This window comes from Bifidobacterium sp. ESL0764, from assembly GCF_029395515.1.
Lineage (GTDB): Bacteria > Actinomycetota > Actinomycetes > Actinomycetales > Bifidobacteriaceae > Bifidobacterium.
Genome location: NZ_CP113919.1, coordinates 1,667,369 through 1,684,816 on the forward strand (window position 1 = coordinate 1,667,369; position 17,448 = coordinate 1,684,816).

Genomic DNA, 17,448 nt, shown 5'->3' on the forward strand with positions numbered 1-17,448 from the left:
AGTCAATTCATAGAGCCTCATATCGTAGCCTTATATTGCCGGATGCTCCTTCCGACCTGTCGCTGCTGTCGTTCCTGCTGTTCCTGTCGTTCAGCGCGCCGTTTCCAGCTCGCCGACGTCCAGGCGGTAGAGCTCACGGAATCGCTCGTTGGTGCGGTAAAGTTCGGTGGGAGCGCCTTGCATGGCAATCTTGCCGTTGTCGAGGAAAATGACCTTGTCGGACTGTTCGAGCCCTTGCAGATGGTGGGTGACCCAGAGCATCGTACGCTCACCGGCGGCGGAGAAGATCATCGACATCAGCTCGCGCTCGGTGATCGGGTCAAGGCCGATGGTCGGTTCGTCCAGCAGGATCACCGGAGTGTCTTTCAACACGATGCGCGCCAAGGCGATGCGCTGGCGCTGGCCGCCGGAGAAGCGCTGGCCGGCCTCGTCCACTGAAGTGTCAATGCCGTCGGGAAGGGCACGTACCGTCTCGTCGAGCTGCACGGCCTTGAGCGCCGCCCACACGTCGTCATCGGTGGCGTCGGGAGCGCCCAGACGCACATTTTCGGCGATGGTGGAGTTGAAGAGGAAGGCCTGCTGGTTCAGGTAACCGAAGATGCGGGCACGTTCGTCCTGCAGCGCCGCGACGGGAATGCCGTTGATGGTGATGTTGCCCCGCTGCGGGACCAAGTCGCCAAGCAGCAGCTGGAGGATAGTGGTCTTGCCCTCACCGCTGGGCCCGAGCAGCGCGACCTTCTCCCCCGCTTTGATATGCAGGGTGAAGTCGTCGAGCAGCGTCGGCTGGCCGGGACCGTAGGCGAAGGTGACATGGTCGAAATCGATGGATTTGATAAGGCCGTCGAGCTTTTGCTGCGCCACCGGGGCCTGTTGACGCGCTTCGACGCGGTTGGTCAGGTCGTTCAGGTGCTCGAGGGAATCGCTGTACAGCGGTATCTCGGCAGTGGCCTGAGCCACGTTGATGAAACAGTCGACCAGCGGGAAGACCGCCAGCACGATGGAAGCGGACCAGTCGGCGATGGACTTGGACCCGGTCATGGTCAGCCCGGCCCCGACCATCAGGCCGATGGCGATGACACCGAAGACAATCTGGATGGCGAAGTTGCGCCAGCGTTCGAAGGCCTTCTGCTGGTCCTTGCTCTCCTGGATGCGTCGGTATTCGTCCGCTCCGATGGCCACGAAGTCCTTGTCTTTGTGGGTGATCACCCAGTCGCTCAGGCCGAGGTAGCTTTCGGTGACCTTGGTGTATTCCTGTGCCTGCTGCTGCTTTTCCAGCTCGAAATGGCCGGTGGAAAAACTCAGGGAGACCAATGGAATCAGAATCAGCACCAATGCCAGCATCAGGAACAGCAGCAGCGAGGAGGACCACGAGAAGATGCCCATGGCTATCGTGACCACGATCCAGAGGATATAGGCCACCACGGTCGGGAAGATGGTGCGCAGGTAGAAGTTCTCGAGGTGGTCGAGATCGTCCGCCAGCAGGCTCAACACGCTGCCCGTGCGTTCGTGTTCATTGAGGAACGCGGCGTCCTTGGACAGGGTGCGGTAGAGCTGGACGCGCAGCTTGGAGATGACGTGAAGCACCCAGTCGTGGCTTTTGAGCTGCTCGACGTATTTGAAGACGGGCCTGCCGATGCCGAAGGCACGAGTGAGGACAATCGGCACGTAGACCAGAAGGATGTTGTAGGGCATGCGTGCCGAGCGGTTGATAAGGTATCCGGCGGTGAACATCAGGGCGGCGGCGCAGACGAAGGTCATGGACCCCAGGAAGAAGATCAGGGCGAGCGTGCGCTTGTTCTCCTTCAGGTATGGCCAGAACCAATGGTCGTTGTCCCATATCTTGAGGTAGTCGCGCAGGCTTTTCTTTCCGCCCGGCTGCGAACTTGGAGCATCGGAGGCGGAAACGGGGGCTTTGCTGGTTGTGTTGGTTTCGCTCATTGTCGTGCCACTCAAACCGTTCATATTCTTGGTTTCGGTTGTGTCGATACTTGCTTTACTTGCCGTTTCAGTCGAGGTACTGGTCAATCTGGTTGCCTCCCATCTCGCTGATGAGGTGGTCGAGGGAACCACCGGCACCGATCAATTCCTTGGGCGTGCCCGATTCGACTATCTTGCCTTCGTCGAGGACGAGCACCTGGTCGACGTTCGCCAGCCAGTGCAGTCGATGCGTGGCCAGGATGACCAAGTGGTTGTCCATAATCGGAAGCAGGGTCTTCTTCAAGTCGTATTCGGTTTCGATGTCCAAGTGGGCTGTGGGCTCGTCGAAGAGCAGTACCTCACGCGACTTGTCGAGAAGGACTCGTGCAAGCGCGATGCGCTGGGCCTGCCCGCCGCTGATGCCGCGGTTGCCTTCACCGATCAAGGTGCCGAGCCCCTCGGCAAGTTCGTCCAGCCACTCGTCGAGTCCGGCTTCATGGGCGGCCGCCTTGACGTCCTGTTCGCTGGCATCGTTGACATAGAAACGGATGTTGTCGGCAATGGAGCCGCTGAAAATGTATGGAGTCTGAGGAATGTAGCTGATATGGCGCTGCCATGCCTCGACGTTGAAATTCTTCAACGGTTTGCCATCCAGCTCGATGGAACCAGCATGGGGAATATTGAATCCTGCGAGCAGATTGATCAGCGTCGACTTGCCGGCACCGGACTTGCCGATGACGGCGATTTTGCCGTAGCCTTTGAAACTCATGGAGACATGATGCAAGGCATCCGGCTGGGCGGCCGCCTGGATTCCAGAAATGCCGGTTTCAGCTTGAGCCTGCTTTGTGTCTTGATCGCCTTGACCTTCGCGCTGCTGTTCCACAGCGTTCATCGCGACGCTGTGACTTGCCACACTCTGGCCTTCGTCTTCACCTTCCGGCTTGCTACCGGCCGGATAGGCGAAGTCGACGTCTTCGAGTTTGAGCTCGCTGTCGGCCTTCCAGCCGTCCCACTTGGTTTCGGTGTCCTGCGGGGTCTCCGGGCCGTCGATGAAGCTCATGATATCGTGCAGAGCGTTCTTGCCGTCGAGGGTGGCGTGGTAGTTGTCGCCAAACTGACGCACGGGCAGGAAGTAATCGGGGGCCATGATCAGCGCGAACATGGCCGGGAAGAGCGGCATGGTGCCGTTGACCAGCCGCAGGCCAAGAAAGACGGCCATGATGGCGATGCCGAGCGTGGTGAACCAGTCGAGGGCGAAGGTCGAGGTCATCGCGACCTTGAGCACGTCGATGGTGCGTTTGCGGAACCGTTCGCTGACGCTGTAGATCTCGCCTTCGTATTCCTTGTCGACGCCGAGCATCTTCAGAGTCGGCAGGCCGAGGATGCTGTCGACGAATTTGGTGTTGAGGATATTGAACTGGGCATATTGCTTGTTGGAGCGGTCACGTGCGGCAAGTCCCAGAATGACCATGAAGAAAATGATCAGCGGGTACATCAGCAGCAGCACCAGGCCGCTCACCCAGTCCTGCCACCATACGGCGATCAGGATGACCAGCGAGATCAGCATCATGTCGGTCATTTTCGGCAGGAGGATCTCGATGTAGTGCTCGACCTGGTCGAGGCCGTCGATGAGCATCGTCACCGTCGAACCGGTGCCGCGTGAGGCCAGAGCCTGCGGACCAAGCCGGAAGATCTTGTGCTGCAGCCGGGGGCGGATCTGCCCGGCCACGTATTTGCCGTATTTGCTGGAAATATGCTGCTTGGCCACATCGCACAAATGACGCACGGCATAGAAAGCGAGGAATTCCAGAGACGGGCCTATGAGCGCGGAAACCGCATGAAGCTTCCATATCTCTACCAGTCCCCGCGCCAAGCCATGGGCCTGGCCGACGATGGACAGCGCCTGCAGAAGCGAAAGCAAGGCCAAAAGCCCCATACGCTGCCGCACCCCGTCGAACCTGAATAGACTTTTATCGATCACGACCAGTCCCAACTACTAACGGATATTTTTTAAGACAAAGAAAGCCCGATACTCCCCCGCATCAATGAACATTATTGCACATTCATCGCTGCGGGATAAGAGCATCGGGCATTGATCTAACTTTCAGGCGAAAGAACGAACATCAGTCCGTCACTCGGCCAAAGCCGCCTTGATGGCTTCTGGCGAGTTGTCCGTGAGCAAACGCTTGCGCTGGATGAAATACGACCAGCTGAAGTAGATCAGGACAATCGGCAGGAGGCAGCAAAGCACGATGGTCATGATTTCCAGCGTGTACTGCGAAGACGAGGCGGTGGACACAGCCAGGCTCTTGGACGGATCGGTCGCGATCATCACGTTCGGGAAAAGCCCGTTGAAGATGAAGGCGATGATACCGGCAAGGGTGACGCCGGAAGCGAGGAAGGCGAAGCCTCCGCGCTTCTTGTAGGCTGCAAGATGTCCACAGATCGTCGCGGCCAGGATGACCACGGTGATCAGCAGTGTGGACTTGGTGCGACGCTGATAGAAATCAGTGAAGATGAACGCCAGGATGACGAAGATCACGAGCGCCGGGTAGGCGATCCAGTAGGTCTTCTTGGAGGTGTTGAGCATCCTCTCGGACGTCGCTTCGTCGAGCTTGAGGCTCAGGAAGTGCAGACCGTGCAGGAAGCTGAAGAACACCACAGCCACACCACCGACGATGGAGAGCAGGTTGACCACGTCGAAGAAACCGGCGTGAACGTTGCCCTGAGCATCCATCGGAACGCCCTGGATGACGCTGGTGAGCATCATGCCCAGGCCGAACGGCGCGATGACGCTGCCGGCGAAGTTGGCCCACTGCCACACGTTGCGCTCACGATCGGTGATGGCGTGTGCGGCGAACTCGAATGAGACGCCACGCAGAATCAGGCCGACCAACACGATGAAGAGCAGCAGGTAGTAGCCGGAGAAGAGGCTCGCATACCACAGCGGGAAGGAAGCGAACATGGCGCCGCCGCCGGTGATGAGCCAGACCTCGTTGCCGTCCCAGTGCGGGCCGACCGCACGCATGTACAGCGCACGCTCATCGCCGTTATGGGCCAGCACGCGGGTGGCCATGCCGACACCGAAATCAATGCCGTCAAGGAAAAGGAAGATGGCGAATACCAAAGCAATCACAAAGAACCACAGCAATTGCAGGAAATTGTTGCCATCGATCAATGGCTTAGCGAGAAATGCAGTCATGCCAACGCCACCTTTCTATTGGCCGCATGGGCGCCAACATGTGCACCCGCGGTAGCCGTTTGTGCAGAACCTTCAACATCCGGCTCCGGTCCCTGATGAAGCACGCGGCGGGAGTAGAAGATCATCACGCCGCCCATGAGGCAGAAGAGCAGGAAGTAGACGATATTGGTGATCAGCAGGCTCGTCACCGTAGCCGTCGGCGAGACAGCGTCGGCGATGGTCTGCAGGCCATAGACGATCCACGGATAGCGGCCGAGCTCGGTGATGAGCCAGCCACCGGTGGTGCCGATGAACGGCAGATAGGTGCACACGCCCAGGACCCAGAGCTTCCAGCGGCTGTCCGCCAGAGTGTTCTTGGAGGCACGGGTGAACCACAGCACGCAGATGGCGAGAATCAGCACGGCGAAACCGACGGCGGCCATGAAGCGGAAGCTCCAGAACAGCACGTTGGCAGGCACGTAGTAGTTCGAAATCTCAGGATGCTCGATGCCGTTCTTGATGATCTTGCCGCGCTCACCGAGGAACTGCTGGTTCAGGGTGTTCATGCCCTGAATGGTTCCGCCGTAGAGCTTGTGGAAAGCAAGCAGGGAGAGCATGCCCGGGATCTCGAGACCAGCGGCCGTGTGGCTGCCTTCGTTCATGAAGCCGACGACCATCCAAGGCGCCGGGCTCTTGAGGTCCTCATAAATGCCTTCGGTGGCGGCGAACTTCATCGGCTGATCCTTGATGATCTCAAGGGTCTGCAGGTCGCCGGTGATGATGACGAGGATGGAGCCGATCAGCGCGATGATGGCGCCGACGCGGATCGAACGGGTGAAGAAGGCGCGGTCGGCGTTCTTGTGCATGAAGCCGAAGGCGCTCATGCCGACCACGACCATGCCGCCGAGCATCAACGCGCCCGTAGCGATGTGCGGGAACTCACGCCAAAGCTGGGGGTTGCTGATGACAGCAGCGAAATTCGTCATCTCGGCATGGCCCGTCTTCTTGTTGATGCCGAAGCCCACAGGGTTCTGCATGAAGCTGTTCGCCGCGAGAATCCAGATGGCGGAAACCGTGGAGCCCAACCAGGTCAGCCAGATGAAAATCACATGCACACCCGGCTTGAAGCGGTTCCAGGTGAACATCCAGACACCGATGAACGTGGACTCCATGAAGAACGCCAGCAGGGCCTCGATGGCCAGAGGAGCTCCGAAGATATCGCCCATGAAACGCGAATAGTTCGACCAGTTCATACCGAACTGGAATTCCTGGATGATGCCGGTCACTACACCAACAGCAAAGCTCAAGAGGAAAATCTTCCCCCAGAACTGTGCCATACGCTTATAAATGTATTTCCGCTTCGCTACGTATAACGTTTCCATTACAGCCACTGTAAATGCCAAGCCTATGGATAACGGTACGAAGAAGAAGTGGAAGACCGTCGTCATCGCGAACTGGAATCGCGATAACCCTAAAACAGTCATTTTAATCCTTTCTTCCCAAGTATTCCCTACTCATAAAAGCACGGAATCAATCACTTTCCAGCATAGTACCAATATTGGTCAACTCCAAGACGGCACGATCGGAAATCATCTTTTTGGCGACACTGGCAATCCAACCCTTGAGGTTCCAGTGACCAAACATGTCAATCGATGCAATCCCTGCAGTCGGTCCCAACGAGCAAACCGTGCCAAGAGCCTTGAAAACGAATTTCTTGGTGGGCTGCCCGTTCATCAACGCGATGAGATTGTCGGCCGCGCAATCGGCCTGGGCGATGGAGATCTGGGCGGTGGTCGGGTACAGACGCCCGTTGCTCGGATTCATGACCCCGGAGACATCGCCGATAAGGAATTGATCGGGCTGGCCATTGACGCGCAGGTCATCGGCGACGATCACACGATTGCGCTTCTGGTCATAGCCGGAATCCGCAACGACATGGCTGCCGTGAACACCGGTGGTCCAGATGATGGTGTTGGCCGGGAACTCCTGGTCGTTGCTCATCACGGCATTGGGCTTGACTTCGGTGATGGGAGTGGAGACGTGGAAGGTGACGCCCTTCTTCTCAAGATACTTGACCCCCCATTGGGCCAGATTCTGGTCGAACATACCGAGGATCTTCGGCCCGGCCTCGATGCAGTCGATCTTGACTTCGCCGAGAGGGAAACCGTATTCCTTGGCGAGACGGGGAAGGCGGTGGACGAGCTCGCCGAGATATTCGATACTGGTGAAGCCGGCGCCGCAGACGATGATGCGCAGGTCGTTGGGGTCGTGGCTGGCCTTGTAGCGCTTCAACGTGTCTTCAAGATGCTTGCGGGCAGCCAGCGCGGTATCGATGTCGATGATCGGCCACCCGTTCTCGTTGGCACCAGCGATGCCGAACGTCTCGGACTCGAAGCCCAGACTATTGACCAGATAATCATATTGGAGCGGCGCATTGTCCTTGAGCTCGACGCTCTTGGCGTCCTGGTCGATGCGGACCACTTCATCGATGATCACCTGAACATTGTTCTTACCGGCGAAGGCCTGACTGACGTCAAAGGTAATATCCGCAGGTTCTTTGGTCCCTGCGGCGACTTCGTGGAGCTGGGTTGACTGGTAATGGTACGGGTTTTTGTTGACCAGCACGATTTGTGCATCCACGCCTGAACCAGCTAATTTCTTGACGATACGCATCCCGGCGTATCCTGCTCCAAGAACGACGATTCTCTTCATTCCAATCACTTTTCCTTATAGCTTAATCACAGAAAAGATGAAGTCTTATCGGACTTCATCATTGCCAACACACTTCAACAATATATGAAAAGCTGAACAAAAAACGATTAAAACCTTGCAAATAATAGGCTAAACAAGCATTTTCCCGCTCTTTTATGGCATATGTCACTTCTCAAGACGCTTTTTGTTATGGAGCAGCATTTTTCGCGACGCAGAACGATTATTTTGTCGCATAAAATGTTAAAACGGGCCTATAAGCCAAAAAGAGTTCGTTACGACCGGGGCATGGCCTATGGTCCGAAATATCGTTCGATACGCGTACCTTGAAACAAAACGAGGGCGTATCGCAAGATTGGCACTCCCGATACACCCTCAAGATTCCCGATTGGCCTTTTGCACATGGCCAGCGCCTGCTCATATCCTTTTCGATATTGTCGCCTGCCAACGCCACAGGCCAGTCTGGTGCCGACGCCTAGCAAAAGCAGGCATCGACACTAGAGACGACTACTCCTTCATGATGCCGGAGACATCCGTCAGTTCGGTGACGGAACGATCGGCGACGGCCTTCTTGGCGACGGACGCCTTGGCCCCCTTGAGCTTCCAATGTCCGCCCATATCGACTTCGGCGATGCCGGTCTTGGGCCCGAGCGAGCACAACGTACCAAGTGACTTGTAGACAAACTTCTTCGCCTCCTTGCCTGCAATACGCGCCACGATGTTATCGGCGGCCGTATCGGCCTGGGCGATGGAGATCTGGGCGGTGGTTGGATAGAGACGCCCGTTGTCCGGGTTCGGGACGGCGGAGACGTCGCCGACGAGGAACTCCTCCGGATGGCCTTTGACCGACAGATCGTCCTCTACGACCACGCGGTTGCGCTTCTGGTCGTATCCGGAATCGGCGATGACGTGGCTGCCACGCACGCCGGTCGTCCAGATGATGGTGTTGGCCGGGAAGGCGGTGTCATTGCTCATCACGGCGTTGGGCTTGACCTCGGTGATCGGGGTGCCGGCATGGAAGGTGACGCCGTGGTCCTCGAGGTACTTGACGCCCCAATCCGCCAGTTTCGGATCGAACATCGGCAGAATCTTCGGCGTTGCCTCGATGCAGTCGATCTTGACCAAATCAAGCGGAAAATCGTATTCCTTGGCCAGCTCAGGCAGACGATAGACCAGCTCGCCCAAATATTCGATGGATGTGAAGCCGGCGCCGCAGACCACAATATGCAAGTCGTTTTCGTCGTGGCTGGTTTTGTAGTTCTTCAGGGTGTCCTCAAGATGCTTGCGCGCCGCGAGCGCGGTATCGATGTCGATGATCGGCCAGCCGTTCTCGTCCGCACCCTTGATGCCGAACGTCTCGGACTCGAAGCCCAACGCGTTGACCAAGTAATCGTAGGAAAGCGGGTTGGAATTCTTCAGCTCGACCTTCTTTTCGTCCTGATCGACCTTGGTGACCTCATCGATGATCACCTTGACCTTGGGATCAACGGCCTTGCGCACGTCAAACGAAATCTGGTCCGGTTCCTTGGTACCTGCGGCGACCTCGTGCAGTTCGGTGGACTGATAGTGATACGGATTCTTGTTGACCAGAATGATGTCGGCGTCGACGTTGGACTTGGCAAGTTGCTTCGCTGTACGCATTCCGCCGTAACCTGCGCCAATAATAACGATTGCAGTCATCGTAAACCCCCTTCGTTGGGAATCATAGTAAGGGCAAATACGCATACATTGCGTATCAGCCCTCGTCCAATACTTACAAAATTAAAACTATCCTTTTAAAAAATGAAAAACGATTTAAATTGCAGAATCAGATACATTTCTGCACGAAGCGACTACCCAATATGACATATTTCACAAAGTGTGACGAAATAAAAACCGGGAAAACGACTGCCTTCGTTCGATCAGACAGACAGCGTTCACCCGGCACCGGCCGGCAATTCTCCTTATAAGATGTTCAAGAGTGGTTTACGGCACAGGGACGGAACCGGGGCATATCGGAGCAGCAGCCATACCGGCAATCGTTCACTTCTCTTCAGCGCACACAGTACGCTGAACGCGGCTCCGTCAACAACTATCGTGATGACAATTTGCTGAAAGCTCGTCGTTTCATATCCTCCCTAAAAGCTCGACATCATTGCGCTTCACGGTGAGTCACTGCGGGTTCATTTTGAGTTCGACTTGAGATTATTCATGATGATTTGGCGTGATTACGATGAAGACAGCAACGGTGCCGAACACCCTGAAACGTCAATTGGGAGTAAGCCTGAGCCTACTGTTGATTGATGTTTGAGAAACCTTGAAAAAGTACCCCCCAAGAGAGTCGAACTCTTGTTGTCAGATTGAAAGTCTGGTGTCCTAACCGTTAGACGAGGGGGGCTAACAACCTATTCATCATAAAATACGAACTCGACTCGAGCAAGCCTCGGCGTGTTGGCAAACGCCAACTAATTGCAATACGCAAACATTTGCGGATCCACAAAACTGCAATGCATTGAACTGAACGGCAAGTCACGCAGGGCCATCCCATGCGGCTCAACCGTTGAAAAGCAGAGACAGGCGGGCAGCGGCATAGGCCGAACATCGAAAAGACACAGCGAATCAGAGGCATCCCGCCTCGGCTTCGCTTCCCGCAGCCTCAAACAGCAGGAACTTCAAACAGCCCGGTAGGTGAAGTCGTGGATCACGCGACCCGCGGCCAAGCCCTTTTTCTCGAAATTCGTGAGCACACGGCCTTCGAAGCGTTCCGATTCCCTGAAATCGGCGTGGGGCAATGACTCGGCCTCATCCGCCGTGCCCTTGCCGACATGCTCAGTGGGCAACGAAACGGTCAAGGTGCCGATATTGGCGAAATCACTGCGCCCGTCCATCACCTCATGAACGTGAAGCGCATAATCCTCGATATCGGTGGCCAACCTCCACACCTTCCCCTCGCCCAGCGCCTTGCGGATGTCGGACGCGAGCGCGGGCTGAACGATACGCCGCTTGTGATGGCGCATCTTGGGCCACGGGTCGGGAAAGAACGTCCACACTTCGGCGGCCACACCCGGTTCGCACGCGCTGAAAAGCTCCGGGGCATTGATCTGGGCGACGCGCAGATTGGCGAGGTTGAGTTTGCCGGCACGCAACATGGTATGGGCCACACCAGGGTCGTAGACCTCAACCGCGAGGAAATTGACCTCTGGGTGTTCGCCCGCAGCGGCGATGATGTTTTCGCCCTGCCCCGTGCCGATTTCCATGACCAACGGATGGTCGTTGCCCCAGGTCTTGCGCACGAAATCACGGTCGAACACAAATCCCTGCCTCAAATCAAGCGAGCCCTCCCCCGCGTTGACGTCAAGCAGGAAATCCGGCGAATACCGCTGCCAGGCCCGCTTGTAGCGATCATCGAGACGCCCCTTTCTCCGGACGTATGAGAGCACATGATGGATTCTTTTGTCGTTTTCCTGCACGAACCCCAAGTCTAACGGAAGGCAGACCCCGGAACCTTCACCCGGCCCGCGTAGACTGTTGGCTATGAATGACAATGATTTCAATGCAAGCCCGAATCAGGCACCCTACCAATACAGCGGCGTAAACCCACAGACGCCGAATTACCAACCATACGGCTTCGCAGGTCCCGGCTCGGTGCCGCCTTCAGGCCCAGGTCCAATGCCTCCTTCGGGCCCAGGTCCAATGCCGCCCATGGGCCCTCAGGGCTACTACGCGCCGGCTCCGAACCAGAAATGGAACACCCTGTGCATCGTCGGTTTCGCGCTTTCCTTCTTTATGCCGTTCATCGGGCTCATACTTTCTGTGATCGCGCTGGTACAGATCAATCGAAGCGGCGAAAAAAGCAAGGGCATGTCCATTGCCGGAATCGCCATCGGCGCGGTGTTGACGGTATTGGACATCATCGTCGCCGTCGCCATCGTTTCGGCATTCGGTTACGCGTTCAACCATATGGATTCGGATTATCCGGAATGCCACGGCTCGGACTGCTATTCCGCCCCATTCGATGACGACGGCGATGACCCGGACGACCCGGACGATGAAGACAATCCGGACGGCGAGTACGGCAATCCCTTCGACGACGATAATGATAACGCGTCCTATCAAAACAAGGACCACAATGACACCTATTACCGTTGTGACGATTTCGGAGGCGAAGGCCACGATCGCTCTCACCAGGGATGGAGGATGATGGACCATTATCATGGCCCGCAGCATAGGCCTTCTGCCGATCACATGTGCGAATAAATCCTGAAACTCAGACAACAAACTCAACCGTCTTTTCGTTTCGGATTGTCCTTTTCACCATGGCTAGGATGTATATGCAAGCGTTGGTATTTCGGCGCTACGATGGCTTCCATCAGGTGCACTGTTTTCGTGGCGACACGCTGAAACGGCAGCAGGGTTGCGCTCTGCCTGATTCTGAGTAATATTAACACTCGGCTGCTTGATGAAAGCAAGCCACGGCTCCGTAGCTCAGTTGGTTAGAGCGCCGCCCTGTCACGGCGGAGGTCACCAGTTCAAGTCTGGCCGGAGTCGCTCGAATGGTCTTAAGCCCGGTTCGCCGGGTTTTTGATTTATTCATGGCTCTGTAGCTCAGTTGGTAGAGCGAACGACTGAAAATCGTTAGGTCAGCGGATCGATGCCGCTCGGAGCCACCACTCAGGTCTCGAAACCAAGTAATTGCAAGGTTTCGAGGCTTTTTCATTTCACGCTGGCAAGTGGATATCGTCCAAACCCAGCGTTTACCCAGCGGATTTGGCAGGAAGCAGGCTTGGCCTGGTTGGCTCCGCGCCAAGCCCGCTTCAACTATTATCGGCACTTAAAGCTGCTGGGCTACCCAATCGACGATATACGGGGCGACGCCGTCGATCTGGTCGATGGCGATGTCGAAATCGCGCGGGCCGCCGTACCACGGGTCGACCAGGTCAATGTCGGACTCGTGCCCTGGCGCGGGCTTGGGCAGGTTCGGGTCGAAGCTGCGGTAAAGATGCACCTCGGGCTTCTTATCGGCCGGCAACAGGCGCAGCAGTCCCCTTTCGTGCGATGCGGTCATCGGCAGGAACAGGTCGCTTTCATCGATCTCCTCGGCGGTGATGCGATGCGCGAAATGATGCTTGGGAATCTCGTAGCCACGCTGGCGCAGCACGCGCACGGCGCGGGGGTCGATGGGGTGGCTGTGTTCCTCGTCGCTGACGCCGCTGGACATCACGCGCACCCGGTCGCCCAACCCGCGCTCTTCGAAGTTGACACGCAGAATGATCTCGGCCATCGGGGAACGGCAGATGTTGCCGGTGCAGACGGTCATGACGGTGTACAGGTGGTTGGACATGGTTGCAGTATCTTCCTCTATAACAATGGAACTATCGATACAGCCATCATAACGACTCGGCCGTAACTGGCCCGGATCCGACAACCAAATAGCGACATTGCCGGCAATGCAAACAAAGCAAAAGAAACCGGCACGGCGATCGTCCATAACCAATCGGATAGATTTCAAACGGGTATCAGGTATCGCCGCAACTTAAAAAATAACGCAGACACAGCTAAAACAACTGTATAACTGTATCTGCGTCGACGATTGCGTTTACCTGACTTCACCGGTTCTTCTGATAGGTGACGAAGCGATAGGCCTCGACGGCGCCTTCGCGCTTACGCGGCGACATCCACGGCCCGTCGTCCTGCACGTTCCAAGCCCCGGCACGCACCAGCTCATCCATATCGGGCCCATACGTGTCCGCGTCGAAACGGCCTCGAATATAAGTGACATAGGCCTTGTTGGCAAAAGGCATGATGGAGCGGAACAGCTGCGCTCCCCCGATCACCCAGATCTCGCTGCGGTCGAGACCGTCGTCGGGAATGGCTTCCTGACGGGCAAAATCGAGCGCCGCGTCGATGTCGTTGGCCGTGGTCGCCCCGGCAGCATGCCAGTTCGGGTCATGCGAGACGACGATATTGTCGCGGTTGGGAAGAGGACGATATTTCAGATTCAGCGAATCCCATGTCTTGCGCCCCATAATGACCGGGTGCGAAACAGTCAGTTCCTTGAAACGCTTCATATCCTCGGCCAAATGCCATGGCATCCCGCCTTTGAACCCCATCGCATCAGGACGGCCTTGCATATCCTGCGCACACGCCCAGATGAGATTGACCGAGAACGTCTTGACGACATCGTCTCCCCAGTCCTCGGTGACTTTTTGCCCGGCAGGTCCGGGCTCGGGTTCGTGATAGCCGGTTCGGCTACTGTCATGCTCCATTTCATGTACTCCTTGAATTAGGCAATATTTTTAGTCTAACGAACGCCTCAGACGCGATTTCGCGCCGATTGAAACAGAACAAATCCAAAGGTATACGCAACCATAAGAACGTGAACGGGAATGTCTACGAATACAGATCTAACACGGACATGCAAGCCTTGACCAGACAGACATCCGTGCCGAATCCATCGCTTATCCGCACTTTTACCAGAAGTCCGCCTCAGACCGCGACCGGCGCCTTGATGGCCGGATGGTGCTGGTAATCGACGATTTTGAAATCCTCGTACCGGTAGTCGAAAATCGAGGCGGCCTTGTTAATCTCGATTTGCGGATAGGGGTACGGATCTCGCGAAAGCTGGGTCAGGACCTGTTCGATGTGGTTGTCGTAGACGTGGCAGTCGCCGCCGGTCCAGACGAACTCTCCCGGCTCAAGGCCGGTCTGCTGCGCCATCATCAACGTGAGCAGAGAATACGAGGCGATGTTGAACGGCACCCCCAGGAACATGTCGCAGGAACGCTGGTAGAGCTGGCAGGAAAGCTTGCCGTCGGCCACATAGAACTGGAAGAGCGCATGGCAGGGCGGCAGGGCCATTTCTTCGACCTCCGCGGGATTCCATGCGGTGACGATCATCCGACGGGAATCGGGATGCGTCTTGATGAGGCCCAGCACATTGGAGATCTGGTCGATGGTGCGGTTCGGGTCGTCCTTGGTCGGTGCCGGCCAGCTGCGCCACTGCACGCCGTAAACCGGGCCCAAGTCCCCGTTCTCATCGGCCCACTCGTCCCAGATATGCACGTTATGTTCCTGCAGCCAACGCACGTTGCTGGAGCCTTTGAGGAACCACAGCAGCTCGTAGGCGATGCCCTTGAAATAGACCGTCTTGGTGGTCAGCAGTGGAAAACCCTTGGAAAGGTCGAATCGCATCTGTCGGCCGAACAACGAAATCGTGCCCGTGCCGGTACGGTCGGTTTTGAGCGTTCCGTTGGTGAGGATGTCACGTACCAAATCCTCGTAAGGCATAGGGATGTCGGTGTTCGGACGCGCGGGAATCTTACGGCGAATGTCTTCAAGTTGTTCTTGGTTCAGCATAATCATTCATTCTAGCAACCTCAGCGATTTCTTCATAGAGGGGAAATACCGTAAAACCCAATCTTCTTCTGCAAGGCACAACGCGATAACTGGTCGAATCCCGATATCCATTAAACCTTCGAACCACTTTCCGTATTATTCATGGCTGCTCTCCACTCATCCACGAGATAATGTTCGGATTTCGGCGGTCTTGGTGGCACCAAGTGAGGCAAAATTGATATAATTCTTCCTCATTCTTTAAAAAAGGGGGTACTTGGTGCACCAAGACCGCCAAAAAATACAGAATTATCATCAATTTGAAGATAAAACGAGGACTTGGTGCACCAAGTAGGGTCAAAAACACCAATTTGAAGGTACGTTTTCTAGAATCAGAGGATACGATTGCCACAATGTTTCATACGTTCGGCGGGACTCTGGGATAGATTGGTAGGGATATGCCTTGGATTATCGCAAGGCCGTACGCAAGGAGGTACACAATGGCAAAGAAACTGTGGGTGGAGCGCAACAAGGACGGTTCCTGGGACGCGTTCAGCGACGAGGGCGCACACTTGAAGTTCGGACACGGCAAGGGCCAGTTCAACCCTGGCGACCTGATGAAAGTGGCGCTGGCGGCCTGCGGCGCGCTTTCCAGCCAGATGACCATCGAGAATTCGCTCGGCGAGGGCAAGGGCGCGAAGATCGTCGTCGACGGCGACTCCGACCCGAACGCCAACGTCTACACCGCTTTCCACGAGCAGGTGGTCGTTGACGCACAAAGCGCCGGCATCCACGGCGAGGACGTCGAGAAGCTCAAGGACCGTGTGGAAAAGCACATCGAGAAGTCCTGCACGGTGATGCACACCTATGAGCGCGCCACGCCGGTGACGATGGAAATCAAGGTACTCACCAAGTAAAGGTGATTCCATTACAAATAAACAATGTGGTGCGCTCCCCAAGGAATGCACCACATTTTCATATCCGCACGCTTCAACGGCAGCGACAACCGCACATCTACAACACTCAAAATCTGATGTCTATAGTAATCCATCATGCGTGTAATACAATACCGCACAAATCAACGAATTCAGACGCGCTGGCACGGATACGAAAAATGCGGGGTGAACCCTTGAATGGGATTCACACCCGCATTTTACATAAAAACTTTCAGGCCTCGTGCTCCGGATCGATGGAGGACTCGATGGCTTCGGCCGCAGAGCTGTCGGCGGTCTTCACGGAAATCTGCTCGACGCCTTCGATGCCTTCGATGGCACCGTCGGAGCGGGACTTCTCGGCTTCGACATACTTGCGCGGAACCACATAGACCGGGCCGGCCGCGTGCTGGATAAGGCCTTGGCTGGTGGAACCGACCAAGAGACCGGTGAACCCTCCCTTGCCACGGGAACCGACCACCACGATGTCGTGATCGTAGCTGGCCTTGGTCAAGGCGCTGACAGCGGATTCCGGAACGATGGTCTTGGTGATCTTGAGCTCCGGATGGGCCTCGCGAACAGGGGCGATCTGCGTTTCGAGGTCTTCCATATAGGAATCGTAAACGCCGTCCTCATCGCTGACGCCCTGCAAGCCTGCCACCGCGTCGATGACATCGAGCTCGGCACCGCGGTCCGCGGAAAGATCCGCGGCGATCTGCAGCGCCTTCAGCCCCCACGCGCTGGCGTCGATGCCGACGGCCACGCGCTTGATGGTGTTGTTCAGATGCATCGTCTTGCCGTCGTCGTCGGTATAGGGCACCACGATGATCGGGCAATAGGCGTAGGCCGGCAGCGACGAGCTGGTGGTTCCCAGAAGGCGCTCGGCGAGGCCGCCCTTGCCACGGTTGCCGATGACGATCAGATTGTAATTACGGGAAAGCTCGACGAAGACCGAAGAGGGATCGCCGGTGACGATCAGCGTCTGCGCCTCGACACCCTGCTCGTCGGCGATGGCCTTGGCCTTGGAAAGAATCTCCTGCGCGTCGATATGGGCCGCGTTGTCATCGCCCATGGAAGTGTAGGTGGAATCGAACGAGACCGCCGCATAGCTTGGCAGCGAATAGGCGCAGACAATCTGCAACATCAGCCCTGCATGCTTGGCATAGTTTGCGGCCCACCAGGTCGCCTTGTAGCTGGCTTGCGAACCATCCACACCTACCAGAATAGCCTTGTCGTTTACCATGACTACCTCCTTGACATACGTGACACCGTTGATAACGGCTCTACCTCAAGAATACCAGCTTTAAGAGCCAGCTGCCGAATTCTTCGTTATATAAGAAAACGCCCCCGAAGGAGCGCATCTTGAACACGGCTTTCTTTGACCCTGCCTTAAGCGGT

13 protein-coding genes and 3 tRNA genes are annotated in these 17,448 nt (G+C 56.4%); 4 read left to right on the forward strand and 12 right to left on the reverse strand.

Going from position 1 to position 17,448, the window contains the following annotated elements; translation table 11 throughout:
- Positions 1-90: 90 nt before the first annotated feature.
- From cydC to trmB, 8 genes are all read right to left on the reverse strand, one after another.
- A complete protein-coding gene (gene cydC, locus OZX71_RS06330; protein ID WP_277159735.1) occupies positions 91-1,938 on the reverse strand; it encodes a thiol reductant ABC exporter subunit CydC in 1,848 nt (615 codons plus the stop codon).
- Between the two features lie 67 nt (positions 1,939-2,005).
- Positions 2,006-3,853: an ABC transporter ATP-binding protein/permease gene (locus OZX71_RS06335; RefSeq protein WP_277159736.1), complete on the reverse strand. Its 1,848-nt coding sequence runs from the start codon at positions 3,851-3,853 to the stop codon at positions 2,006-2,008.
- Positions 3,854-4,048: 195 nt separating this feature from the next.
- Positions 4,049-5,119 carry a cytochrome d ubiquinol oxidase subunit II gene (cydB, locus tag OZX71_RS06340; RefSeq protein WP_277159737.1) on the reverse strand — a complete coding sequence of 357 codons (1,071 nt, stop codon included), beginning with the start codon at positions 5,117-5,119 and terminating at the stop codon, positions 4,049-4,051.
- The gene (locus OZX71_RS06345) at positions 5,116-6,582 is read right to left on the reverse strand and encodes a cytochrome ubiquinol oxidase subunit I (protein WP_277159738.1); all 1,467 of its coding nucleotides are present in this window, start codon (positions 6,580-6,582) and stop codon (positions 5,116-5,118) included. Before OZX71_RS06345 ends, cydB begins: the two co-directional genes overlap by 4 nt.
- 46 nt (positions 6,583-6,628) lie before the next feature.
- A complete protein-coding gene (locus tag OZX71_RS06350; protein ID WP_277146391.1) occupies positions 6,629-7,810 on the reverse strand; it encodes an NAD(P)/FAD-dependent oxidoreductase in 1,182 nt (393 codons plus the stop codon).
- A gap of 504 nt (positions 7,811-8,314) precedes the next feature.
- On the reverse strand, positions 8,315-9,487 hold the full coding sequence (locus tag OZX71_RS06355; RefSeq protein WP_277159739.1) for an NAD(P)/FAD-dependent oxidoreductase: 1,173 nt from the start codon (positions 9,485-9,487) through the stop codon (positions 8,315-8,317).
- Positions 9,488-10,112: 625 nt separating this feature from the next.
- Positions 10,113-10,184: transfer RNA gene (locus OZX71_RS06360), tRNA-Glu, on the reverse strand.
- Positions 10,185-10,458: 274 nt separating this feature from the next.
- Complete coding sequence (trmB, locus tag OZX71_RS06365; RefSeq protein WP_277159740.1) at positions 10,459-11,256, reverse strand: tRNA (guanosine(46)-N7)-methyltransferase TrmB; 798 nt, start codon at positions 11,254-11,256, stop codon at positions 10,459-10,461.
- 64 nt (positions 11,257-11,320) lie between these two features.
- Here trmB and OZX71_RS06370 point away from each other — a divergent pair, with 64 nt between their 5' ends.
- The 3 genes from OZX71_RS06370 (at position 11,321) to OZX71_RS06380 (ending at position 12,456) form a co-directional block, all read left to right on the forward strand.
- Positions 11,321-12,043 (forward strand): DUF4190 domain-containing protein, encoded by a 723-nt coding sequence (locus OZX71_RS06370; protein ID WP_277159741.1) that lies wholly within the window; start codon positions 11,321-11,323, stop codon positions 12,041-12,043.
- A 217-nt stretch (positions 12,044-12,260) separates the two neighbouring features.
- A tRNA-Asp gene (locus tag OZX71_RS06375) sits at positions 12,261-12,334 on the forward strand.
- A gap of 46 nt (positions 12,335-12,380) precedes the next feature.
- Positions 12,381-12,456: transfer RNA gene (locus OZX71_RS06380), tRNA-Phe, on the forward strand.
- A gap of 161 nt (positions 12,457-12,617) precedes the next feature.
- Here OZX71_RS06380 and OZX71_RS06385 read toward each other — a convergent pair.
- From OZX71_RS06385 to OZX71_RS06395, 3 genes are all read right to left on the reverse strand, one after another.
- Positions 12,618-13,127 (reverse strand): low molecular weight protein-tyrosine-phosphatase, encoded by a 510-nt coding sequence (locus tag OZX71_RS06385; RefSeq protein ID WP_277159742.1) that lies wholly within the window; start codon positions 13,125-13,127, stop codon positions 12,618-12,620.
- A 265-nt stretch (positions 13,128-13,392) separates the two neighbouring features.
- On the reverse strand, positions 13,393-14,052 hold the full coding sequence (locus OZX71_RS06390) for a dihydrofolate reductase (protein ID WP_277159743.1): 660 nt from the start codon (positions 14,050-14,052) through the stop codon (positions 13,393-13,395).
- 220 nt (positions 14,053-14,272) lie between these two features.
- Complete coding sequence (locus OZX71_RS06395) at positions 14,273-15,145, reverse strand: thymidylate synthase (RefSeq protein WP_277160676.1); 873 nt, start codon at positions 15,143-15,145, stop codon at positions 14,273-14,275.
- Between the two features lie 473 nt (positions 15,146-15,618).
- On the opposite strand from OZX71_RS06395, the gene OZX71_RS06400 reads away from it, so the two are divergent.
- Complete coding sequence (locus tag OZX71_RS06400) at positions 15,619-16,035, forward strand: OsmC family protein (protein ID WP_277146384.1); 417 nt, start codon at positions 15,619-15,621, stop codon at positions 16,033-16,035.
- A gap of 250 nt (positions 16,036-16,285) precedes the next feature.
- On the opposite strand, the gene OZX71_RS06405 is transcribed toward OZX71_RS06400, so the two are convergent.
- Complete coding sequence (locus OZX71_RS06405; protein WP_277159744.1) at positions 16,286-17,293, reverse strand: universal stress protein; 1,008 nt, start codon at positions 17,291-17,293, stop codon at positions 16,286-16,288.
- Positions 17,294-17,448: the final 155 nt, after the last annotated feature.